Genomic DNA, 23,736 nt, shown 5'->3' with positions numbered 1-23,736 from the left:
CCGGCCTACAGTTCGCGGCAATTTCGCCAGATGGTTCCAGCATACCTGCTTAGCAATATGGGATGGGAACGCTCAGACTTTCGGCCAACGAACGAACCAAAGGAATTCGATGCGGAACGATTCGTCGACCTTGGATTTCGTAGTGATGAAGTCGCTGCTTGGTCTGTTTATCGTTTTGCGGACGTGGGGGAAGGTAATCAACGCGTCTGCCTGTAGAGTTCCTTTCGTTGGTGCGTTTGCCTATCGATCGCTAATCACACGGCGGAGGACACGTTCCACTACTGCTTCGTCTAAACTGAACTTGGGACTTGCCTGAACCTGAGAGTTCGCATCCTACCGCCAAAAAGCGTAGCGGAACGGCTCGAGCCTTTCGGTCTCACCCCGATTTTCAATGCTGATAAAGTACTACGGCGACGTGGTGGGGTATGATTGGCGAATAGGTTGGTGCCATTCTAAAACACGATCACTTGTTAATCCTCATGAAACGATTCATTTTCGTACTGTTGCTCTGTCTCCCGTCGCTCTTGGGCGTCGTCCAGGCGGCTGATTCGCAACCAAATATTCTGCACATCCACACAGATGATCATCGTCCCGACGGTCTGCAATCGCTCGGTAATCGCCAGCTCGTGACGCCGAATCTCGATGAGATCGCCCGTCGAGGGATGGTGTTCACAAACTGTTACACGATGGGATCGATGGTGGGTGCGGTGTGCGAACCGAGTCGTGCGATGTTGCTGACCGGTCGCTCGTGGCTGCGGATTCCCGGCGGCAGTGACGCAGCCACCAACGCATCGGACCCGGCAACTTTTTTGCCTCGTGTTCTTGGTGCAGCTGGGTATCAGACGTTTCATATGGGCAAAACAGGAAACGGATTTCAGAAAGGGACGCGAGAGTTTGAAATCAATGTCGTCGATGACGCTCGCGGCAAAACCCCGAAAGACGATCGCGCTCACTGTCCCGAACGACTCGCCACTCGCACGATTGAGTTCTTAGAAACCCGCGAAGGGAGAAATGAGACGAGACCGTTTTATGCTTATCTTGCTCCGCCCGTTCCACACGATCCTCGCACCGCCGAACCGGAATTTCACGAGCTATATCACTCGGACGAGATCAAGCTGTCACCCGCGTTCTTACCACTGCATCCGTTTAATAACGGCGAAATGACGGTGCGGGATGAAAGGCTAGCCCCTTGGCCGCGTACCCCCGAAGACACCAAACGCCAGAACGCGGAATACTACGCGTGCATCACCGGGTTGGACCATCATGTCGGACGCATCTTTGACAAACTCAAAGCCAGCGGTGAGTGGGAAAACACGATCGTGATCTTCAGCGGCGACAATGGATTGTCGCTCGGCGATCACGGATTATTCGGGAAACAAAACCTCTACGAGTTTGGCGGCATGCACGTTCCCCTCGTGGTGGCGGGGCCTGGGATCTCCCCAGGAATCAACGACTCGTTGCTTTACCTGATGGATCTGTTTCCCACGTTCGTGGAATTGGCCGGCGCGGCGTTGCCCAGCGGAGTGGAAGGCAAGAGCATCGTTCCGATTCTTCATGGCGAGCAGACCCAAGTTCGCGACACGCTCTACACCGCCTATCGCAAATGTCAGCGGTCGGTGCGTGACGATCGTTGGAAATTGATCCGATACCCCTTAATCGATCGCACTCAACTGTTTGATCTCAGTAAAGACCCTTTGGAATTGAACGATCTGGCCGGCGAGCCCGAATACGCGACAAAGATGGCGGAGATGACGGCGAAACTCGAGGCGGAAATGGAATACTTTGGCGACACCGCACCACTGACCGTGGACAATCCGAAACCGGCCGAGTGGTCACCACCGGCGGCCAAGAAGCCAGCTCCCAAAGCGGCAAAGTAGCAGGACTGACGAAGCCCACGTTGTCCGCAGATACGGTGTTTTTGAGATAGTGGGGCGGTACGAGCCGTGAACAGGCGAGGGGAGCAGCATTTTGACTGGTGCATCCGCTTGGCACCGCGTATCGTAATGCGTTCCCATTTCGCCAAGTGTCCTCCCACGCGTCCTCGCCATGACCTCGCTCCCCGTTTTGCCAGAGACCAACTCCGCTCACCCGGACGACGAAGCGGCTTCCCGTCCTCGGAAGCAGCACCTGCTCAACGTCACCGACGATGTACTGGGGACGTGGCTATCCGATCGCGGCTATCCGGCGTTTCGCGGCAAGCAGATCCGTCGCTGGCTGTATTCCGGTCGAGCGACGGCTTTCGAGATGATGTCAGATCTGCCCGCAAAATTGCGGGGCGAGTTAGCGGAGTCATTCGATGTGTTTCAAGCTTCCGAAGCTCACGTTTCGACATCGCGTGATGGCACTGAAAAGATTCTCGTTCGCCTAGCCGATGGCGGTGAAGTTGAGTGCGTGTTGTTGCGTGACGGTGATCGGCGGAGTATCTGCGTGAGTAGCCAGGTCGGGTGCGCGATGGGGTGTGTGTTCTGCGCCAGCGGGCTCGACGGCGTCGATCGCAACCTGACCCGCGGTGAGATTCTTGAACAAATGCTGCGGTTGCAACACCGGCTGCCCGCAGAAGAACGTCTCAGTCATATCGTGATGATGGGCATGGGCGAACCGCTGGCGAATCTTCCTGGCGTGCTCGGCGCGTTGGACGTCGCACGCAATCCCGAAGGCCTCGGCATCAGCCCTCGGCGGATCACGATCAGCACGGTCGGGTTGCCGCCCGCGATTGACAAGCTCGCTGCGACGGGGATTCCCTACAACCTCGCCGTGAGTTTGCATGCCCCCAACGATGAACTCCGCAGTCGACTCGTTCCGGTGAACAAGAAAATCGGAATCGAGCCGGTGCTCGCGGCTGCGGATCGCTATTTCACAAGTTCGGGGCGACGGCTCACGTTTGAGTACGTTTTGTTGGGCGGTGTGAACGATTCGGAATCATGTGCCCACGAGCTGGTGCGAGTTCTGCGTGGTCGATCGGTGATGATGAACGTCATCCCATACAACCCGGTGGAAGGTTTGCCGTATCGAACACCACGAAAAGACTCGATCGCGCGATTCCGTCAAATCCTCGAGGTTTCAGGAATCAACGTGATGTTTCGTCAAAAGAAAGGCGACGAGATCGACGCCGCCTGCGGTCAGTTGCGGCGCAACCGAGGCAGCATTGGCAAAAAAACGGATGCGAGTACACCCTAACGGACGAAGCGGAACTTTCGTCGTTAGACTGGCTATCGGTCTTTGGCCCAGACCTGGACTTCGACGAGCGATAACATGCCGTTGTCCGTCTTTTGCACGCGGATGACCCTTGCCTTTTTTACGGAATCGAGTCGCCGGTTGCCGTCGCTGTCTCGCCCGTGAATCGTCAGCGAACCTCCTGGCGGAATGTCACCACGGCTAAAGAAGTAGTTGCGTGCCCACAGCTCGTGGCCGCCCTCATCGGGATGTCGATCCCATACCGAAACGCGGAACGATCCGATTCGTTCAGCAGCATCGGTACGGTTGAAGATTCGAATCTGGTCAATCGTGGGCGATGTATCCAGCTCCACCTGCCACCACGGGGTTTTTGAAAATTGGGTGGAAGTGAATTGTGCCGCTGCAAAGATGTCGCCGTTGATTGCCAAGTCCGCTTTGCCGTCGACGACATAATGATCGCTCGATTGACTTGCTTTGCCTCGGTGGGCGACGTTCTGATTGGAGGGGTGGGTGGAGTCGGCGAAGATTCTGGCATTCGTTAGCCCCAGTGTCTTGACAGTAGGCGATTCGAATCCGACCGTTTCCACACGAACGAGCAGTGCGGGCACGCTCGCCAAGCGTGTGCTTTGGTTCTCCGAAATTTCGTTGCCGGTCAAAATAAAGACGCCGGACTTCCAGAAATCGTTGTCGGCCTTCCATGTTTTCGACCACAGCAGTTTGCCTTGCTGGTAGCGTCCGCGATCCCAAATGGTCACGCGGATATGACGTTTTCCTTTGAACGAAAATCGGTCTCGCCCTGACAATTCGATGCGGCCGATCGTGACGGTTTGGGGGAATGAAACTTGCCACCACTGATTTCCATCCAGACCGATACCGCTGCGGATTTCGCCGTCGCTGGCGACGAGGTCACCGTCAACAAGTTCGTTCTGTATCTCGGTATCATCGGCAAGTTGCTTGCGAGGGCTGTGTTGATAAACGGCCAACCGATCCAGATAGGCGTCGTAACAACCACGATTTTGAAGCAGCAGTTCAAAACTGGTCGCGGTGGGGCCGGTTGTGAATGTAAGCGATTCGTAATTCGGTAACCAATCTGCTGCGCCGATGGTCGTTTTGACATCCGATCGGCCAAAGGAACGAGCAGCCATGGTGAACCGATGGTCTGGGGCGATGTCCGAACAACGCAAACGCACATTAGCAAACCGAAGCGTTGTGGCGTTGTCGCTGACTGGTACCAAGCAAATTCGATGCTTGCCTTCGAGTGGTGTGATATCGGCGATCGCTGAATACCAACTGTCGTGGACATTTGCTTGCGCGTTGAATATACCCAGTCGTTTGCCATTGGCGTTGTTTTCGCGGATTTCGATCAGCGTCTCGGTCTCGACTGGTTCACGTGGTGGACGTGAAAAGACAAGTTCCATTTGGTCGTACTTTCCGGCGACGCCGAAGTCGACGTCGTCGAAACAAATCCATCCCCCGGGCGATATTCCGTCCACATATTTCACGCCTCGGTGCGTTCCCCGATTCAGCGTTCCGTGGTGTTCATCCGGTACGCTGCATTCGATCCGGCGGTCGGTCAGTTTGACGTTGGCGGCAACGACGTACGACGTATTCGGCTTGAGGTTGGTAAAAGTACGCCGCATCGAGTCGCCCGGAAGCAATCTCATTGCGTGGTTACCAAAGCGAGCGACGCCGATGTTGAATTGGTTCCAGGCGTTCCCGTCGATGTAAGTGGGGGATCCCTCGGTCAACCACTCCTCGCTGTTGATCCCGTTGGTAACGGTTTGATCAGGTGTGCTGTGACGGGCCGTCAGTTCCTGTCGTGATTCGGCGGCGACCATTTGGGGTTTGAACTGGAATTGGCCGTTGGCGAACAGGTTGGTGCCAGGCAAGTGTTTCCATTGGAATTTCGGCGTGGGTGGGTTGCGGAAATCATGACCCACCTTCCACATCGTCTCGCCTAATTCGAGTGCGCCCGCGTCGGGAGCGGCGCCGGTGTAGTTGTCGTTAATCCCTGGCAAGACGACTCCGCAATCGATCGCCGGCGATCCTGGCGTGAGACGGAAATCGAATGTGTCAAAGCTGATGAAATCTGAGGGCGTGTATGCATGGTTGCCACGGCAGTCGACTCCCAACGAAAAGCAGCGATCGGTGGCGACCATCAAGTTGTTGTTGATGTTCGTTTGAACGGCGGTATCGGCAACATCGGTATGCATCTGCGGCGCAGGACCGATGAAGGTGTTGTGATAGTATTTAAGGAAGTTGGGGTATCCGTGTCGGACCGTGTTGGGGCCGACGTCATAAATGATGTTGTGGTGAATGACGAGGTCGGTGCCTGAATAAAAGGCCGCGAAGATGCCTTTGCGTTCGGAACTGCGAAACACGTTGTGGTGGATAATGCATCGACCACCGTTCCCGCGACCCGCATCTCCGTCAAAGACACCGGTATCCCATGTGAGGCGTCCGCCGTCCTTGAACAGGTTGTACGCGAACTCACTGTCGTTGGGAAAACCGTCGAGAAAACTGCGGGCAAATTTCGAGACCGTGTTGTGGCTGACCAGGTGACGTTCGCCACTCATCGACACCACCCGTGCGGTACCGGTGTAACCGATGTCGTGAAAGTAGTTGTTGATGATTTGATTGTTGGTGTGCCCAACCGTTAGTGCGCTTCCCCATGTCTGGGACACTTCGTTGTCGCGGAACGTGTTGTGACTGCCGCCGAGAATGAACCTTCCGACGTTGTCTTTGTCGTACGCGTAGAAGCGATTGCCAGCGTATCGGTTCCAGTTTGATTGTTCGTTGGTTTGGATGCTCGCGCCACGGAAGGTCAAGCCGGAGAGGATGATGTGGCTGCGGTCGCGTAGATCGAAAGCGAATGCCCGGCGGCGAACCTCGATATCGAAATCGTTGACGTCTTCGCCCGACGCGGTGCGGTAAAAGATTCGGTGTCCTTTGTGAAACCATTCTCGAGGTGCGTCGAGCAGCTTGGCCGAGGAGTCGATGTAGTAGCCCAGTCGCTGTTTTTGCGAAATCGGACCGGTCGGCCGGTCAAACGTGACGCGTCCGGTTGCGGAATCGTAGTCGGCGATTTGGCGGCGTTCGATCGTCCAGTCGTTAACGTGAAAATTCACGGTGGCACCGTTAAAAAAGTCATCACCACGGCCTGTCAGATCGTGGGCGACAAATGACTCTCGCGTCAGTTGCCCCTTTTCAATTTGTCCCCAACGGTTGAGATCCAGCGGATCGTGCTCCCCTTTTTCGCGTGCGGAAAAACGCAGGAGTCCTCCGACAAACAATGTTTCGCCACGCCCATCCGGCCAAGGGCTTGGTGGTACGGTGGCTTCCCAGATGTCGCTGTTGCCCAGTCGTTTCCAGTTCGTGACCGGGTCGCAGCCGCTGAGGATGACCTGCTCGTCTTGGTAGGCTTGAAAACGGATCGGCGACTCGGCGGTGCCCGAACGCGGCACCGTCACGGTCTCACGATACATGCCCGCCCGGATGAGAACTGAATCGCCGGCGCGGGCGACGTTCGCGGCCGCACCGATGGTTGCCAACGGCCGCTCTATCGATGTCCCGATGTTGGTATCGCTGCCTATGGAGGCGTCAACATAATACGTGGCACTGGCGTTTTTGGTCCGTGTGAGCGGACCATTGGCGCTGGTCCTTCGTGACGCATCGAAAGAAAGGATCGTCGCCGAGAGTGTCTGTAGTAGACAGAAGGACACAAATACGCAGGAAGCGAAACTGCGGAGCGATCGCATGAGCATCGTCTTGGTGTGTGGGCCGGAGAGGCGAGTGGCGGGAACGACACGGCCTCGCTTGCCGATGGATGTCGTTTCGTCATCTTACCCAAGGGGCCAGAAAATTCACCACCCAGCATTGGTCCTGAAACATCGCCATTTCACATTTCTTTCGAAACTTAATGTGTCGCTACTTCGCATCACTGAATGGGTGTACCCCGTTCTGTCGCGTTTTGCAACTTGCACGAAGTCGATACCGGTCGGTGGCTTGGGGAAGCCAAAAGTATGATGTTTGTGCCTTTATTGAACGCGACGTTTGATGATTGCCGAATCGATCACGGTTGAAACCGTGGCAATTCGTTCATCTTGGGCAGTCGCGAGCTATAGAGCGAACTCCCACCACGTCGATGCGAGTGACGATTGCCGATGTCGGTGCCCTGCGATCCGTTGCCGATCGAATGCAATTGATCGAGCAAAATCTGAGCTTTCCAGTGAATTTGCGTCGGCGCCGCGATGCACAATAAATGTTTTTGATGTGCGCGTTGGCTAAGTATTATTCCCGTCCCACCGAGCGATTCCCAGGATTCAGGATCGATCGTGTATTCGATCGTTTTGATCAAACGCTCGGTCGCCAAACGGGACGATGTTTCATCGCCTAGGTGAACGATTTCAGTGACATCGTAGATCCGCACCGCGAGTGATTCGGCGGCTCGTTCCGCAGTCGTGATCAGAACGGCGCCATTGCGAATCTCGATGACGGACTCGAGTGTTTGCAACATCCGCATCGCGTGGACGACCAGGGGACGTGGCGGGGCGTGCGGCGGGAACGTAATCGGCGTGTCTTCCGTGAGTCCGATTGTTTCAAACGCGACGCGGTCGATTTCCATCGGGCACTGGTGCGTGACCTCCGCGACCCAACGATTCAGCGGGATCTCCGATTGTCGCGGATGGTAGGACCGAAAGAGCTTGACCCAAATCTCGCGTTCCTGATCGCGGCTCATAGCCGGATCGACGGGCCAAGACTCAACGATTGGATTCAAAAGCGGGAAATTGACGTTAGAGGTGTGATCGGAATTTTCCTCGCCGACAGCGGCGAGGCCCGCCATTAGGCTGATCCAGACCACACACGCGAGCGATGCGCAGCGAACCGAAGTGCATGGAAACTTCATGGGCGATTCCGTCTTGCTGAAATCATGCGGGAGAATGAATGGCTTTTATTGTAGCCGGTCGTCGCTTGGGACGACGGGAGTGAGGGGCGAATCCCAACGGTCGCAGCCCAGGGACTACAATGAATGTTTGGCTTCGCCTTCTTCGCTCATGCTTCGAATTCCTTTGGTATTCCCGATGATACTTTTCCGCTGTTGGCCATTCATGCTGCTGATCGTGTTGGCATTACCGCTGACTCTGTGCGGCGAAGAAACCGGGAAGGTTCGTGCTGGCAGCGAGACGCCCGAGTCCGTCGAACTCAAGCTCACGTCGGTGACATTGCACGCCGCTGGGAAAGGTTGGTTTGAGTACACCGGCACGGTGGATGGGGCAGGGGTGTTCCGTATTCCCGTCGGTGAGTTTGAACTCGATGAAGCGATTCGAGTGTCCCGATTGATCGATCCTGCCGGTGGGGGTGAGATCCGAATCGCATCGCCAGCGGATCCCGTCCAACCACTCGAGATCAGTCCGAGTACGAGGACGTTCGGCGATCTGTTGATGTCGATGAAGGGACAACCGATCAAAGCGAAAATGCATGCCGGCATGGAACTCGAAGGCGTTTTGGTTTCGGTCGAGCAGCACGCTGATTTGGTCGGTGAGGTGAGCGTGGATCGTGAATACATCACCGTGCTGACCGAGCTTGGGTTGCAGACTGAGTTAGTGGAGGAAATCGCCACGATTCGTCCAACCGATGCGGCATTTAATGAACGATTGAACGCGACGCTCGCCGAGTCAGGCAATCCGGTTGAATTGCCTCGCCAAGACGTTGAGTTCGTTTTCGCTTCGGGACCGTCACGCGAGGTCACGGTGGGGGTGATGCGATCGGTGCCAATGTGGAAGGTCAGTTACCGGGTCGAAGGTGACCATTTGATTCACAGGAGCATCGTCGACAATACGTCTGGGATCGATTGGGAGGGTGTCCAATTGCACCTGCTCGACGGAAATCCTGTCTTGTTCACGATGGATCTTCGATCGGTATCACGGGCCCGCTTGGAAAAATTGAAACGTCCTTCGAGTCACGCCGGAATCGCACCCTCGTTTGGTGAATCGCTCGGTGACATGCAATCGTCTGCGCAAAGCGGAATGTCTGACGGATCGGAATGGGATGGCGTGGATCTATTCATGGGCGAGCCGTTTGGCGGTGGCGCGATGGGCGGCATGGGGGGAGGCGGAATGGGCGGTGGTGGCGGCGCCATCGGCGCGATTCAATCACGGAATGACCCATCCGAATCGGCGGGCGAAGATGCGTTCGCGTCGTTTAATCAGTTGTTCGACGAGACGCCATCGGCGCCAGCGGGCAGCACGTTGCAATTGCAATTTGACGCAGTTGATTTATTGGACGGCAAAACCGCCTTGCTTGATACCGAGATCGCCCCCGTCACCATCGAGGAGGTATCGGTTTATCGCGAGTCCTATCATCCGACCGCGACGTTGTTGTGTTTGGAAGTTGAGAATGAAACGTCGGCCTTGCTACCGGCGGGGCCGCTCAGTGTGATGGCGGGAGAGCGACAAAGGGCGATCCTCGGTGAAGTCGTGCTGCCGGCACTGGGGCCGCAAACGAAACGGTTGGTCGGTTATGCGATGGATGGCGGAGTGCGTGTGACACCATCGAGAATTGCCATCAGCGCCGAACCGCAGTCGATGACGATTGACGAGAAACGCCATCGAATTGAGGTCGTTACGTTGCATCGACGTGTGCGAAAGTATGAAGTGCTCAACCGATCGGGCGAAGATCGTGATGTTGTGTTGGAGATTCCATTGCCGTTATCGCCCTATGAGATTCAGGTGCCTCAGGACGACGAGGTAACGGTTGAAAAAGCGGACGAATTCCATCGGATCCGATTCAACATCGCGGACGGGAAATCGAGAACACAGGAAACCGTTGAGCAGCGCAGCAGCACCGATGTCAGTCAGTGGGGCACGGTTTCGCTGACGCAGCTCGAAAACTGGCTCGCCGAAGAATATTGGGACGACGCACTCAAGAAGCGGCTGAGCGAAGTCCTGTCGCAGCGACGAAAACTCGACGATACCAACCGTGTGCTGGGCGACCTACTCGCGATGCGCAAAGAATTGATTTCGGAGATCGAGCGGGTCAGTAATCAGTTTACAAGATCGACCAGCCCGATCACGTTGCCCAAAGAAGTGCTGGCTCGCTATCAAACACGCATCCTCGAACTCGAGACTCGCCGCGAGCAAGCCGAACAACAAATGCTCACCTTGGCTACAACTCGACGAGACTTGCTCGGTGCCCTCGGTATGCCCCGCGATTTACCGAAGGAGCTTTCACCGCTGAGAGCGTTTGTACCGAATGTGGATAACATCGATCAAACGTTTTCACCAATGATCGAGCCCGTTGACGACAAGTCACCGCTCAAACCGTCCACGCCGCCGGCGAGCGAAAATCCTTCCAGTGGTGATCCCTTCGGGAATTGAATGAGTTCCGCGACCAAGACGACTGTCTTTCGTACCGTTGACCTGACCAAAACGTATCAAATGGGTGAGGTCGAAGTTCGAGCGCTGCGCGGGGTGAACTTGGAACTTGTCGAGAGCGAGTTTGTGGTGTTGCTCGGTGCGTCGGGCAGCGGTAAATCGACGTTGTTGAATATCTTAGGCGGACTTGATACGCCAACGTCCGGGCAAGTCTTTTATCTCGACACCGACTTAACGGCGAGTGATGACAGAGAGCTCACGCGATACCGCCGCGATCATGTTGGTTTCGTGTTTCAGTTTTACAATTTGATACCGAGTCTGACAGCGCGGGAGAACATTGAGCTAATTACCGAGATCGCGGTCTCGCCGATCGATGCGATGGATGCATTAGAGATCGTGGGGCTGCGTGAGCGGGCGAATCACTTTCCCGCCCAACTGTCCGGTGGTGAGCAGCAGCGGGTGGCGATTGCTCGGGCGATCGCCAAAAACCCGCAAGTTCTGTTGTGTGACGAACCGACCGGCGCACTCGACGTCCACACCGGCATCGTGGTGCTCGAAGCGATCGCTCGTATCAATCGCGAACTGGGGACCACGACGGCAGTGATCACGCACAACGCGTCGATCGCACAGATGGCCGATCGCGTGATCGCGTTGTCCGATGGTCAAATCGCATCGGTTGAGATGAACGTTTCCAAAGTGAATGCGAGTGAATTGCAATGGTAGGGAACACGTATGACGCGGTGATACCGGTTTCGGCAATGGGCGATACCGTCTGCGTCTAATGCTCAAGCTCGACCGCAAACTTCTTCGAGACCTCGTTCACTTGCGTGGCCAAGCCGCAGCGATCGGGTTGGTGATCGCGGCGGGCGTGGCGACGTTTGTGATGTCGATGTGTGCCTACAAGTCGCTCGAAGCTGCGAGAGCAAGGTTTTATAGCGAATACTTGTTTGCTGACGTGTTTTCGTCGACCGGTCGCAGTCCCAACGCGATCATACCGCGATTGAAAGAGATCACTGGCGTCGCCGCTGTCGACACACGTTTGGTTTATGACGTGTTGTTGGATGTACCAGGGATGTCCGAGCCGGCGACGGCGCGGTTGATCAGTATTCCTGACTCGGGCCAAAGTCGATTGAACCAAGTTTATATCGCTCGCGGCAGGATGCTTGATCCGTTGCGAACCGGCGAAGTGGTCGTGTCGGAAGTCTTCGCGGACGCACACGGATTTGTTCCCGGGGATCATGTGCGAGCGATCATTAATGGCAAAATCCAAGAGTTGTCGATCGTCGGCATCGCTCTGTCGCCGGAGTATGTGATCCAGGTCCAGCCCGGCAGCATTTTGCCCGACGACAAACGTTTTGGCATCTTTTGGGTGAGCGAAAACGACTTGGAGGCGGCATTTGATATGGCCGGCGCGTTCAACAGTGCCAGCCTGCGATTGGCCTACGGCAACCAAGTCGAAGAGACGGTCGAAGTGCTCGACCGGTTGCTCAAACCCTTTGGCAGCGTGGGGGCTTACACGCGTGACGAACAGATCTCACACCAGTATCTCAGCGACGAGTTGACCCAGCTCCGCGGGATGGCGGTGTTGGCGCCGGCGATCTTTTTGGGGGTGGCCGCCTTCCTGCTGAACATTGCCATTTCGCGAATCATCACGCAGCAACGCGAGCAGATCGCGGCGCTCAAAGCGTTTGGCTATTCCAACTTCGAGATCGGTGCCCATTATTTCAATCTCGTGCTCGTCATCACGATGATCGGGACGGTTGTGGGGATTTTGGTCGGGTTTGTGCTCGGGGATTCGATGGTGGGCGCCTACGCCGCGTTTTACAAATTCCCGTCGCTCGACTTCACGCCTGACTGGTTTGCGGTCGCGATCGCGTTCCTGATGACGACAGTCGCAAGCGTGGTGGGGACCTTTTTTGCGGTGCGATCGGCGGTCCTCTTGCCTCCCGCCGAAGCGATGCGTCCGGAACCGCCACCGAGTTACCAACCGTCGCTGATCGAGCGACTCTTGCCTCGTAAGACGCTCTCGCCCGAGGTACGGATGGTGGTTCGCAACATCACACGTCGGCCGGTGAAGGCGTCGTTTTCGGTGCTCGGGATTTCAATGGCCGTCGCCGTGATGATTCTGGGCAACTTTTCGCTCGATGCGATGAACTACATGATGTATTTCCAGTTTCGGCTCGCTCAACGGCAAGACCTCAGCGTCACGTTTGTCGAACCGGCGACGGAATCGGTGATGTACGAAGTCCAGAACCTCGACGGTGTGTTGGCGAGTGAAACGATTCGGAGTGTTCCGACGCGGATCCGGTTTCAAAACCGATCACGTCGCGTCGGTGTGATGGGCGTCGAACCGGATGCCAAACTGTTTCGCTTGCTCGACGCGGACGAGAATCCGGTGCGTGTCCCCGATTTCGGCATCATGCTGAATACCAAACTGGCGAAGCTTCTTGGAGTGCGGATTGGTGATCTTGTCATCGTCGAGGTTCTCGAAGACAAACGTCCAACCTTGACGATGAAGGTGGCTGCCCTGGTGGAAGAGTATTCGGGCATTAATGCGTACATGAACAAGAATCGCTTACATGAAGCGTTGTTGGAATCCAAAGTCGCGTCGGGGGCGTTTTTGAAGGTTGACCCGAATCGGATCGATACGGTCTTTGCCGAACTCGAACGGAGGCCGGGTGTGGGAAGCGTTTCGATCAAAGATGCGGCGATGAAGAGTTTTGAAAAAACAGTCGCTGAGAATCTGATGGTGATGCGGTCGTTCATCATCGTCTTTGCGGGCGTGATCGCGATCGGCGTCGTTTACAATACGGCTCGCATTTCGTTGTCCGAGCGGAGCCGTGATCTGGCGACGATGCGTGTGGTGGGTTTCACCAACGGCGAAGTTTCCATCGTGTTGCTCGGCGAGATCGCGGCATTCACGATCGCCGCGATCCCGCTCGGGTGGTTAATCGGATACGTTTTGGCTGGTGCCGTGACCGCAGGACTTGATACGGATAACTATCGCATCCCGTTGGTGATCGCGCGGGGAACGTTTGTGTTGGCATCGCTGGTTGTGATCGCGGCGACGGTGATGTCGGCGTGGGTGGTGCAGCGGCGAGTGACCGAGCTGGACTTGATCGGCGTGTTGAAAACGAGGGAATAGATTGATGGACTACAGGAATAGTCGATGAGATTTTCGTTGAAGACATTGCTGTGGGGCACCTTGGCGATTGCATTGGCAATCGTGGTGGTGTTATCGCTGAATCCGAAACCGGTCGGGGTACAGGCTGCCACGGTGCGAAAAGGTGGGCTGCGTGAAACCGTTCAGGAAGACGGCAAGTCACGTATTCGTGAAAAGTACACGGTCTCGGCGCCGGTGTCGGGGCGACTGTCTCGGATTGAGCTCAATCCCGGTGATTACCTCACGGAACAGACGTTGCTGGCGGTGATCTTGCCGAGCGATCCGGCGATCCTTGACAAGCGTGCGATGGCGGAGGCACAGGCTCAAGTCCAAGGTGCCGAAGCGGCACTGATGAGGGCGAATTCGCGAGTCGAGCAAGCACGAATTAACGCTGATTTGAGCGAGACGAAGTTCATTCGAGCTCAGAAGCTTTCGGCCAATCGTGCCGCCTCGCGGGAAGAGTACGACATCGCAAAAGCGGAGCGGTTGTTGGCCAACCAAGAGATCGAGACTGCTGAATTCGATGCTGAGATTGCGAAATTCGAGTTGAAAATGGCGAAAGCCGCGCTGGATCAGTTTTCGGCTGATGATGAATTGTCGGTGCAGCCGTTCGAGATCTTTTCACCGATTGCCGGTCGTGTGTTGCGAGTGATGCAGGAGAGTTCCACCGTGGTCGGCGTCGGCACGCCTCTGGTTGAACTCGGTGACCCGTCGAATTTGGAGATCGAGATCGATGTGTTATCGACCGACGCGGTACGGATTCAAAGCGGCGCGGAGTTGACGATCGAACATTGGGGAGGCGGCACGCCGTTGAAAGCGAACGTGCGGGTGGTCGAGCCCGGGGCCTTCACGAAGGTTTCGTCGCTCGGTGTGGAAGAACAACGGGTCAACGTGATCGCAGACTTTAATGAACCTCCCGAGCGGATCGCGTCGCTGGGTGATGGTTATCGCGTGGAGGCTCGGATCACGGTCAACGAGATTGAAGACGCGTTGTTGGTACCGAACAGCGCTCTGTTTCGCCACGACCGTAAGTGGCACGTGTTGGAAGTCGTCGGCGGGGAAGCGGTTTTGAAGCCGGTGCAGATCGGATTGCAAAACGAAGAGGAAACGCAAATCGTCACCGGCCTTGCCGAGGGCGCTCGTGTGATCGAATACCCGAGTGACGAGCTGAAACCGGGAACGCGGGTCAAGGTGGAAGCACGGCGTTAAACTCGCCCGCGATCCGCCAACGTCAGCTCACCATTCGCCACGCAATCGCTGAGCACCTTCACGATACCGCTCGGTCGTTTTTTGGACGATTTCTTGCGGCAGCGGTGGTGGCGGGCTATTGCGATCCCAGTCGGATGCTTGCAACCATTCTCGGACGAATTGTTTGTCGAAGGATCGTTGGGATTGGCCGGGGGTGTATTCATCGGCCGCCCAAAATCGCGAACTGTCTGGCGTGAGGACTTCGTCGATCAAGATCAATCGTCCGTCGTGCCAGCCGAACTCGAATTTGGTGTCTGCGATCAAGACTCCGCGGCGGGCGGCGATCTCGGCGGCATCTTCGTAGATCGTCAGACTCATCCGACGGAGTTGTTCAGCCGTCTCGGCACCGAGTTGGTCGATCATGACATCGATCGGGACGTTTTCGTCGTGACCTTCTTCAGCTTTCGTCGCTGGCGTGAAGATAGGAGATTCCAGCCGCTCGCATTGACGCAGTCCCGCCGGCAATTTCACCCCGCAGATCTCGCCGCTGTCTTGGTAGGCCCGCCAGCCGCTCCCTTCGAGGTAACCGCGGACGACGCATTCGAACGGAACCACTTCGGCTTTTTGAGTGACCATGATCCGGCCGACGAGTGGTCCGGGGTCGACGGATTCGGCGACGACGGCGGGGACCTCGGCACTCAGCAAGTGGTGAGCGAGCGGGATTCCGGCCTCTTTGAGTCGACCGCCGATTTGGCCAGAGTCGATCGCATCGAACCAAAAACGGCTCATCGAGGTCAGCAACTCGCCCTTACCGGGAATCCCAGACGGCAGGATGTAGTCAAATGCGCTGATCCGGTCCGTGCTGACGATCAGCAGCGTGTCACCGAGATCGTAGACGTCACGGACCTTTCCCTGACGGCGTGGGAACGGCAAATGGGTTTCTAACAGAGCGCCGGTGTCATCAAAGCGAAACACCTCGGAGGTTGACTCAGACGAGGCTGTTTCGGATGGAGATGAGCCGGGCGTGGAATGGGGGTGCATGTTCATTTCCCAAATTTGGCACAGGCGATCGAGTTTGAACAGATCAGGAGAATCGGCCCGTCTCGCAGCGACGCGTCGAACCGACTAGGATAGAGGCAACGATAGCGACTTCGGGTTGAGCGGAACTTTACTATCCAGATTGCTATTGGGATTCGCCAATTGCCGTTCGCCCGGAGGTTTTTTGGCGATATCGACGACGTCGTTTCGTTTCTGCTCGGTCCTTAGCGTCCCGATGTATATCCATTTCGATTCCCGCAACCGGTACAGAGAAATTTGACAGCCATGGGTCAAATGCACTTTCATGTTTCCGATGCGGCTGCGGAGTTTTTTCATAACTGTCGCTGGAAAGACGCCTATCTGTGCGGAATCGAGGGCGTTCCCTGGCAAACACGCAACATGTTTCACCCCACCGACCCGTCCGCGTCGGGGCCGGTCTCGACACCGGAGGACCTGCCCGCTGACTTTCAGTCGGGCGATCACGCCGGCGGACGACTGACGCTGACTCGGAATGTTGCTACGTCGGCGAAACTTTTGATCACGTGCCCGATTGATGGGATTGGGTACCGAGTCCTAACGACGTGCTCGCTGCGTTGTCTCGACACGCCGCATCGATTGATCATCGAGCTTGCCCGCGGAAGCTGTTATCGGGTGAGGACGCAAGCCGACACGTGGCAGCGTGGAGGGTTGTCGCTGAACGAACATTTTGACGCCCTCCTCATCGAAGGCACGCGGCATTTTCTTGATGCCCTTCAGCCTGCGGCTGCGGTCGCTGCTGCCAAAGAGGCGGCGAAATCGGGCGCCGCCGACTTAGTCGAGAGCAACCCACAAGCCGACATCGAGTCCGCTCAATCGGCCATCCGGGCGATCACGATTCTGGAACAAGCGGCGGCGGAATTGGGCGAGCTGTTTTCAACCCAATCGATGGCATTTCGCCGCTCTCGTGAGCCGCGGCTAAGCACGATGATGGCAGTGGGCATTTCGCCGGAGTGCTGTGCGTCGCGTCAGAGCGTGGGGGCGTCGAGAACAAACCACACCGCCACGCCAGGAACTCCGGCGGCAAAGTCAGGTTCCACTGCAATGCTCAATGACGCGTTGGTCGGTGTGGATGAACCCGGCAGTGTGATCGACAGCGATATCATCCATGCGTTCAACGCCGCGGCGGTACGGATCAGTTGGGGCGATATCGAGACCGCATCCGGGACACCGGATTTCGGCCCCGTCAGCAAGGTGCTCGACGAATGTGCGAGCGTCGGATTGCGCGTGATCGGTGGGCCGGTGATCGATCATCGAGAGGGACTGTTGCCCGAATGGCTCACGTTGATGGATAACGATTTCGAGCGGCTGTTGACTTCGATGACCAACTTTGTCGAAGCCACGGTGAACCGGTTTCGCGGCCAGGTGCATCTTTGGAATGCGGCGTCGGGATTGAACGTCAGCGGTCCGATGCGGCTCGACGATGAACAAGTAATGAGATTTTCCATCGGCGTGTTGCAAACGATCCGGCGCTGTGACCCGACGACGCCGGTGATCATGTCGATCGAACAACCGTGTGGCGAATACCTCGCCCGACATGCCGACGGCATCTCCCCGATTCACTTTGCCGATGCACTATTGAGGAGTGGGTTGGGGCTAGCGGGGATCGGTCTGAATTTCCGATTCGGATATGACCATGGCGAAACCCATCCGCGTTCTGCTCTCGAATTCGCTCAGTTGATTGACCGTTGGGGGACGCTTAACGCGCCTCTGTTGGTCCAGCTGTCGATCCCCGGGGATCCCGGGCTTGATCCGGCAGCCCGATTGAAAACCTTCCCCGTATCGTTGTCACCGGAGACCGACGGGCGAGCTGACGCATGGGCCCGGCAGCAACAAGAGTTCGCCCAGCCGCTGATCGAAACGTTGCTCGCCAAGCAGATCGTCCACGCGGTGGTATGGGACGGTGCTTCAGATCAAGCCCCGCATGTGATGCCTCACACGGGAGTGATCGACGCCAGCGGGCGACCGCGTCCGGTACTCTCGTACCTCACCAAGCTCCGCGAAGAAATGTTGATGTAGGTGGCTTGCCGCCGGAGAGCAAGCGGTAAGTCGGGTTGGCAAATTTGGGGACGCTGAATTGGGGACGATGAGAATGAGGCTGCGCAAGTTGGCTTCGATTCTTTGTTGCGATCGCGATGGCTGCGACAGCTCCGGGCTCCCGTACGAGGATTCGTAGAGCATTTTGGTAAACGACCTAGGCTCACTTCCCACCGGATGTCCGCAATTTGGCCGGTAAAAACCGGCCCTACATCCCATGTCAATTTTGAAAATGCTCTAGCTGCGGATTTTCCACTCCTGCATCTGGTCGTGCAGATCGTGGCGGGTGAGGTTGAAGTGCAGCGGGGTGAGGGTGATGTGGCCTTCGCGTAGCTGCGTCAGGTCGGTCAGTTCGGCGGGAGCCCTTTCGGGTTCCGTCCAGAGAGCCCAGTAATAATCTCGTCCGCCTGGGTCTTGCCGCTTTTCGTATCGCCGTCCGTATTGGGCGAGGCCCATCGGGACGACTTTGAGTTCGCTCGTTGTTTTGGTCGCTGCCGTCGGCACGTTGAGGTTAAACAGTCCGCCTTGTGATTCGGGGTGGCGGATCAATTGTCCGATCACGTTACGTGCGATGACGGCAGCGGCGTCGAAGTCCGCGTCTTCGTCATGCTCGAGAGAAACCGCGACGCTGGTCACACCGAAGAAAGCACCTTCGATCGCGGCGGCGACGGTTCCGGAATAGAGCACGTTGATGCCCGCATTGAGTCCACTGTTAATGCCGCTGACGACGAGATCGATCGGGTTGTCGACAAACAGTTCCGCGAGCGCGAGCTTTACACAGTCTGCCGGGGACCCTTCGACCGCCCACGCCCAATGGCGTCCGTCACGGTGAATCGACTTGGGGACTAAAGGCGTCAGGTAGGTGATCGAATGTCCGACACCACTTTGTTCAGTGGCCGGCGCGACGACGATGACTTCGCCGAGGTGCCGTAGTTGGTGCCCCAAAGCCGCCAGGCCTGGTGCATAAACCCCATCGTCGTTGGTTAATAGTATGCGCATTGTGGTAAGTCTGTGTTTTGATATCTGGGGCGTGATCGGTGAGTGAGGTTTTGGCTTTGGCTTTGAATGGTCAGGGCTCAAGGCCGTTGGGTTATAGGACGCTGTTTGTAAGTGGTCAGGTTAAGTCATCCGCCAAGTAGGTGGTATGCCGTGCCGCATTCGGAGGTCCGGCTGGCGGGGCGGCGGTGGAAGGCCAGCGTCTTGTTTTCTTCTGTATTAAAAAAACCTTGGGCGGTTATAGGGCAATGCGTCTTTGCCCACTAACCCGGCATCGAATGCCTGCCATGACGACTGCCTGCCTGGGCTTTTGGTCTGCCTTCCCCACATCGAGGGTGTACACGCGTGAGAGAGGGATTGGTTTGGAAGTAATCGGTTTGGCAAACTTAAAAATATTTGCGCAAATTTTCAAAACTTATTGAGCCCAAAATATAAGTGCGGTGTTTAATACTTATCAGACGCGTCGCACTCTTTTGGTGCGAGCACCATTGGTCCTTCTCCACGGAAGAAATAAAAGAATGAAAACATCTCAAGCTCGGTTGGGTTTTACCCTTGTTGAACTGCTGGTCGTGATTGCGATCATCGGGGTCTTGGTCGGGCTATTACTCCCCGCGGTTCAAGCGGCTCGTGAAGCCGCCCGGCGGATGAGTTGCAGCAACAACTTCAAACAATTAGGTCTTGGCGTACACAACTATCACTCCGCCTATGACCAATTGCCAACTCAGAAGAGTGGCACCGGACGCGGTCTCGTTGCCACTTGGGACCTTCCAAACGTAAACGGCAACTGTGAAGAGCTGAGTGCGTTGGTCGGAGTGCTTCCTTTCGTTGAAGCTCAGGCACTGTGGGAGCAAATCAGCAACCCGAACGCTCCTAATAAAGACGGTACGCTTGGGGTGTATGTTGCGATGGGACCAACCCCAGACAACGGAACTGGCAATACTAACTACGGTCCTTGGAACGAAGAACTTCCCTTCTTGCGTTGCCCAAGCGATCCGGGCACTGATTTGCCTTCCGCCGGCCGTACCAACTACGCCGTCTGCCTCGGCGACAGCATTGTCTCATCTACCGATGGGCCAACCACGTCGACTCTCAACAAGAAGGACTCGAACTCCGGACAAATGTCTCGTGCAAACAGCCGCGGTGCATTCGTTCCTCGCCAAACCGCAAAGTTCCGTGACATCCTCGATGGCCTGGCAAACACCATCATCATGGGTGAAATTGTGACGGACCTTGGTGACCGTGATATTCGAACCAACCCACGCTCTGCAGGTACCACAGCGACTTTTGTTCTCAATCCGTCGGTATGCGGTGGGGCAACCTTCGTCAACGCAACACGTCCGCAGTTTTGGGCGACCAGCGGTGTTACCTTGATCAACACCGGCAGTATTGGGCGTGGCTACCGTTGGGCAGATGGAAACCCTGTCTACACCGGAATGATGACAATCAGTCCTCCAAACACCGCTGCGTGTGTGATGACCGAGGGGATGTATAATGGCTCGGCAATTGTCGCCACGGCAACTGCTGACAAGGCATACGGCCTGATGCCTCCCGGAAGCCGCCACCAAGGTGGTTGCCATGTCCTGATGGGCGACGGTGCCGTCAAGTTCATAACCGATTCGATCGAGGCAGGTACGCAGACCAGTGCTATGGTCGCACGTATTCACAATGCCGACGTCGGACTCGCCCCTGGACGTCAAAGCCCTTATGGTCTTTGGGGTAAGCTCGGAACGAAGGCTTCGAAAGAAGTGATCGATTCGGAATTCTGATAAGTGTCTGCTTATTGGATTCTTAGAGTACTAGACGCCGTGGTCTGCGAGAGCGACCACGGCGTTTTTTGTTGGCTTGGTTTGCGAGAACCAAGTGTTGCAAGTCGCAATGCGACGACAGGAAACACCGGCGCGCGGGCGAATGAACCACCGGGGAACGGCACCCGTTATCGCTATCGCGACATGAGACGTGTGTTGAAAACCCTCGTTTACGCCATCGGCGTCTACACATCTTTTGCGTGTCAGACATGGCCGGAGTGGATCATTTCGGCCAACGGCCGTTTACACCCCTCGTCGTGGGCATCGCCCAAGGTCCTTCGAAACCAGGAATCCGTGGCTCCAAACGTGACTCGATCATTCATCCATACGCGCGTATCGATGATTAGATCGTGATCGCCTCGGCCACCGGAATGGTGAAGATCTTGCCGTCGCCGATTTCGCCTTCGGTGCCCCTTTTGGCCGAGTCGCGGATGATCGAAATCACCTCATCAGCATCTTCCTCGTCGACCACCAGTTCCAAGATGATTTTGCGAAGCAGGTCGATGCGGTATTCGTTGCCGCGAAACGTCGCCGTCTGGCCCCGCTGGCGGCCATAACCCAGCGCATCGCTGACCATCGTCTCTGCGTAACCCGCCTCTTCCAAGGCGGAGCGAACGGACGACAAGCGGATGGGTTGGATGATTGCTTGAATCAGAATCATTTGGATGTGATCCGGAGGGTGTTGAGTGCTCGTGCTCACGTGAGATTCTAGTGAGTTCGAGAGTTGACCGCACGCACTGCAAATCTGCATGGCCAAAATTTGCTGAACGCGAATGCGGCAATTGCGGTTTGTTGATCCGATCGAATCATTGCCCATGATCGAGGCGATCGTAACCCGACGCGTCGGGTGAATCGATTGACGCGCCGGTCGCGGCGGGACGCTCCCCGCCGGTCTTCGATCTGTGGTGTTGGGAAAAAACTCGCCCCGCTCCCACGGTAGCCGACCTTCTTCCATTGGGACTCCATGAAAAATGCCATCTGGTTGGGCCAGATGGCATGTGAGCTTGTCTCAGAGAGATTCAAATCCGAAACCGGATTGAGCCGTCGTCTCAGGAGGTAGCGTGATCGCTCGATTCTGACTCGCTTTCCGAAGCTGGCGTCTCTTCAGCGGCGACCCGTTTGGCTTCAGCAGCGATGGCCATTGCGGCGCGCAGTTCGAGTGGCGAGAAGAACGGGATGTTGCCGGTGTAGCGGCTCTCAACCCGATTCTTTCTGGAAAGTTCTTCCCACGATAATCCGTCCATCAGGTTCCAAGCGGCGGCCTGTGCTGTGTTTTGGGCCACTTGGCCATTGCCGAGGGCTTGGCAGAGCAATGCCACCGCGGGGTCGGTCGTGACTCGTTCGAGAGGAACGATTGCATATTTCATTCGAGGGTTCGGGTCGGGTTTGCCGTGTTCGAGGCAAACGGTGTTGAGGGCCATTTTTTGGACACGTCCAGCAGGAACGGTGAACATCCCACCGCCCATGCCGCCACCGCCCATGCCTCCCATGCCGCCACCGCCCATGCCTCCCATGCCACCGCCCATGCCGCCACCGCCGCCCATGGATTGGCCACCACCACCACCGCCCATGCCGCCACCCATGCCGCCGCCCATGCCTCCCATGCCGCCGCCCATACCACCCATGCCCATTTGGGCATTGATGGGGACACCCGCGAACGCGGCAGGCATTTGGATGCGGAGTGGTTTATCGGTGAGGTTTTTGACCAGCAAGTTTGCTTTTGCGGCGTTTTGCGGGATGAATGTGGCTTCGACCTGCCCGGCATCCATCGCTGCAAACAGTCCGGCGAGTTCGACGTCATCCCCGCCACCGGCCGTCGCACGCGGGGCCAGGGCAGACTGCGAGACCGCAAATGCGGCCAGCGCGAAAAGCGAGAGGATCGAGAAACGGGTCGAGTGCATTGAAAGGCGTTTCACAGCGGTGATCCGGGCAGAGGAGTGAGGGAGGTGGATCGAAAAACTCGAGAATTCGAGAGCAGAGTAGAAGATTCTAGTCGAGTGGAGTGGATTTCACAAATTTTTCAACGCGAATGTGCGTTTGCCCGCACGCGTGTCGAGGATTGCATTCCGCTCGTGCGGATTGCAGCGACTCCGATGCGGGGATGGGTCTACTGATGACATGCCCATTGGCGGTATTCGTCCGCGTCTGAGAACCTCAAAAAACGGGGCAAACTCAAACAAAAGCATTCGCCCGGGCGACTAGGTTTTCCGTTTGCCGCTGATCGGGACTGCCAGCGGACCGCCGAAGGCATCGTAGATCACGAGGAAGTTCAACAGCCCCGCGATCATGGTGAACCAAGTCCCCATCTCGTAGCCGCTGCCGTGACGGGCGTACCAAGCGGCGACTTCATCCGCCTCACCTTCCAGGACCGGTCGATTCGGGGGGGCCATGAATCCACGCCACAACGGGCGGTAGCTGTCGAGGGTGCGTCCCGTCGAGGGGTCCGTACTGCGCCGCATTCGATCGCCTTGAATGAGCGCCGGTAATGCCGCGGCGCCGACTCCCGCTTGCAGGAAATAATGCCAACGGCGATCCCCGGGCTGCCACGATGCATAGACGACGTTCCATCCGCCGAGTGCAAAGCCGAGAAACCAAATCGACAGAATGCTGATCATGAACAACACGCCCTTGGAGTGTCGTCCTTGATAAAAATGCCCGGCTCCAGGCAGGAGCCAAGCGAGCAGGGCGGCGAGTTGTCGGTTTTTTAAGTCAATTTCGATGTCATCGACTTCGATGAGCGTTTCACCATTGAGAACTTGCGAGGACAGTTCGATCTGCCCAGGCTTTTTCGTGGAGGCGGATTTTTTGTCCCCATCGCTTTTTGACGCTTCGCTGACGGTTGCCGTGCCGCCGGCGTCCGACTGGGGGGAGGAGGATGTCCGAGAGCGAGAAACCATAGTCGTCTGAGTGTCGGAGAAAATCGGCG

General features: G+C 56.6%; 16 protein-coding genes. 9 read left to right on the top strand and 7 right to left on the bottom strand.

All coding sequences use genetic code 11. The annotated features are described in order from the left end of the window. The 3 genes from NB063_RS30560 to rlmN all read left to right on the top strand — a co-directional run. Positions 1–216: hypothetical protein (locus tag NB063_RS30560; protein ID WP_250933353.1), on the top strand; the 216-nt coding region annotated here is incomplete at its 5' end. A 263-nt stretch (positions 217–479) separates the two neighbouring features. After that, positions 480–1,877 (top strand): sulfatase-like hydrolase/transferase, encoded by a 1,398-nt coding sequence (locus NB063_RS30555; protein WP_250933350.1) that lies wholly within the window; start codon positions 480–482, stop codon positions 1,875–1,877. A gap of 169 nt (positions 1,878–2,046) precedes the next feature. Next, the gene (rlmN, locus tag NB063_RS30550; protein WP_250933348.1) at positions 2,047–3,177 is read left to right on the top strand and encodes a 23S rRNA (adenine(2503)-C(2))-methyltransferase RlmN; all 1,131 of its coding nucleotides are present in this window, start codon (positions 2,047–2,049) and stop codon (positions 3,175–3,177) included. A 32-nt stretch (positions 3,178–3,209) separates the two neighbouring features. Here rlmN and NB063_RS30545 read toward each other — a convergent pair whose 3' ends face one another. Next, on the bottom strand, positions 3,210–6,932 hold the full coding sequence (locus NB063_RS30545; protein WP_250933346.1) for a galactose-binding domain-containing protein: 3,723 nt from the start codon (positions 6,930–6,932) through the stop codon (positions 3,210–3,212). A 314-nt stretch (positions 6,933–7,246) separates the two neighbouring features. After that, positions 7,247–8,080 carry a hypothetical protein gene (locus NB063_RS30540; protein WP_250933344.1) on the bottom strand — a complete coding sequence of 278 codons (834 nt, stop codon included), beginning with the start codon at positions 8,078–8,080 and terminating at the stop codon, positions 7,247–7,249. A 148-nt stretch (positions 8,081–8,228) separates the two neighbouring features. Here NB063_RS30540 and NB063_RS30535 point away from each other — a divergent pair, with 148 nt between their 5' ends. The 4 genes from NB063_RS30535 to NB063_RS30520 are packed head-to-tail and all read left to right on the top strand — an operon-like array spanning position 8,229 to position 14,919. After that, positions 8,229–10,550, top strand: coding sequence for a hypothetical protein (locus NB063_RS30535; protein ID WP_250933342.1), 2,322 nt, complete (start codon positions 8,229–8,231; stop codon positions 10,548–10,550). Beyond that, positions 10,551–11,270 carry an ABC transporter ATP-binding protein gene (locus NB063_RS30530; protein ID WP_250933339.1) on the top strand — a complete coding sequence of 240 codons (720 nt, stop codon included), beginning with the start codon at positions 10,551–10,553 and terminating at the stop codon, positions 11,268–11,270. It abuts the gene before it with no gap. Between the two features lie 58 nt (positions 11,271–11,328). Next, a complete protein-coding gene (locus tag NB063_RS30525) occupies positions 11,329–13,692 on the top strand; it encodes an ABC transporter permease (RefSeq protein WP_250933337.1) in 2,364 nt (787 codons plus the stop codon). Between the two features lie 24 nt (positions 13,693–13,716). After that, positions 13,717–14,919 (top strand): efflux RND transporter periplasmic adaptor subunit, encoded by a 1,203-nt coding sequence (locus tag NB063_RS30520; protein WP_250933335.1) that lies wholly within the window; start codon positions 13,717–13,719, stop codon positions 14,917–14,919. Between the two features lie 27 nt (positions 14,920–14,946). Here the strand turns inward: NB063_RS30520 and NB063_RS30515 are convergent, their stop codons facing one another. Beyond that, positions 14,947–15,939 carry a phosphoribosylaminoimidazolesuccinocarboxamide synthase gene (locus tag NB063_RS30515; RefSeq protein WP_250933333.1) on the bottom strand — a complete coding sequence of 331 codons (993 nt, stop codon included), beginning with the start codon at positions 15,937–15,939 and terminating at the stop codon, positions 14,947–14,949. Positions 15,940–16,221: 282 nt separating this feature from the next. On the opposite strand from NB063_RS30515, the gene NB063_RS30510 reads away from it, so the two are divergent. Beyond that, positions 16,222–17,991, top strand: a complete 1,770-nt coding sequence (locus tag NB063_RS30510) for a glycoside hydrolase family protein (protein WP_250933331.1) — start codon at positions 16,222–16,224, stop codon at positions 17,989–17,991. Positions 17,992–18,246: 255 nt separating this feature from the next. Here NB063_RS30510 and surE read toward each other — a convergent pair whose 3' ends face one another. Continuing rightward, positions 18,247–19,008 carry a 5'/3'-nucleotidase SurE gene (surE, locus tag NB063_RS30505; RefSeq protein WP_250933329.1) on the bottom strand — a complete coding sequence of 254 codons (762 nt, stop codon included), beginning with the start codon at positions 19,006–19,008 and terminating at the stop codon, positions 18,247–18,249. Between the two features lie 515 nt (positions 19,009–19,523). On the opposite strand from surE, the gene NB063_RS30500 reads away from it, so the two are divergent. Further along, a complete protein-coding gene (locus NB063_RS30500; protein ID WP_250933327.1) occupies positions 19,524–20,771 on the top strand; it encodes a DUF1559 domain-containing protein in 1,248 nt (415 codons plus the stop codon). A 382-nt stretch (positions 20,772–21,153) separates the two neighbouring features. Here NB063_RS30500 and NB063_RS30495 read toward each other — a convergent pair whose 3' ends face one another. The 3 genes from NB063_RS30495 to NB063_RS30485 all read right to left on the bottom strand — a co-directional run bounded on the left by NB063_RS30495 (position 21,154) and on the right by NB063_RS30485 (position 23,707). Then, positions 21,154–21,471, bottom strand: coding sequence for a P-II family nitrogen regulator (locus NB063_RS30495; protein WP_250933324.1), 318 nt, complete (start codon positions 21,469–21,471; stop codon positions 21,154–21,156). Positions 21,472–21,859: 388 nt separating this feature from the next. Then, positions 21,860–22,726 (bottom strand): hypothetical protein, encoded by an 867-nt coding sequence (locus NB063_RS30490; protein ID WP_250933321.1) that lies wholly within the window; start codon positions 22,724–22,726, stop codon positions 21,860–21,862. 282 nt (positions 22,727–23,008) lie between these two features. Next, on the bottom strand, positions 23,009–23,707 hold the full coding sequence (locus NB063_RS30485) for a DUF6677 family protein (protein ID WP_250933319.1): 699 nt from the start codon (positions 23,705–23,707) through the stop codon (positions 23,009–23,011). Positions 23,708–23,736: the final 29 nt, after the last annotated feature.

The sequence above is a fragment of the Aporhodopirellula aestuarii genome, assembly GCF_023701485.1.
Lineage (GTDB): Bacteria > Planctomycetota > Planctomycetia > Pirellulales > Pirellulaceae > Rhodopirellula > Rhodopirellula aestuarii.
This window is presented reverse-complemented; position numbering and strand designations above follow the sequence as displayed.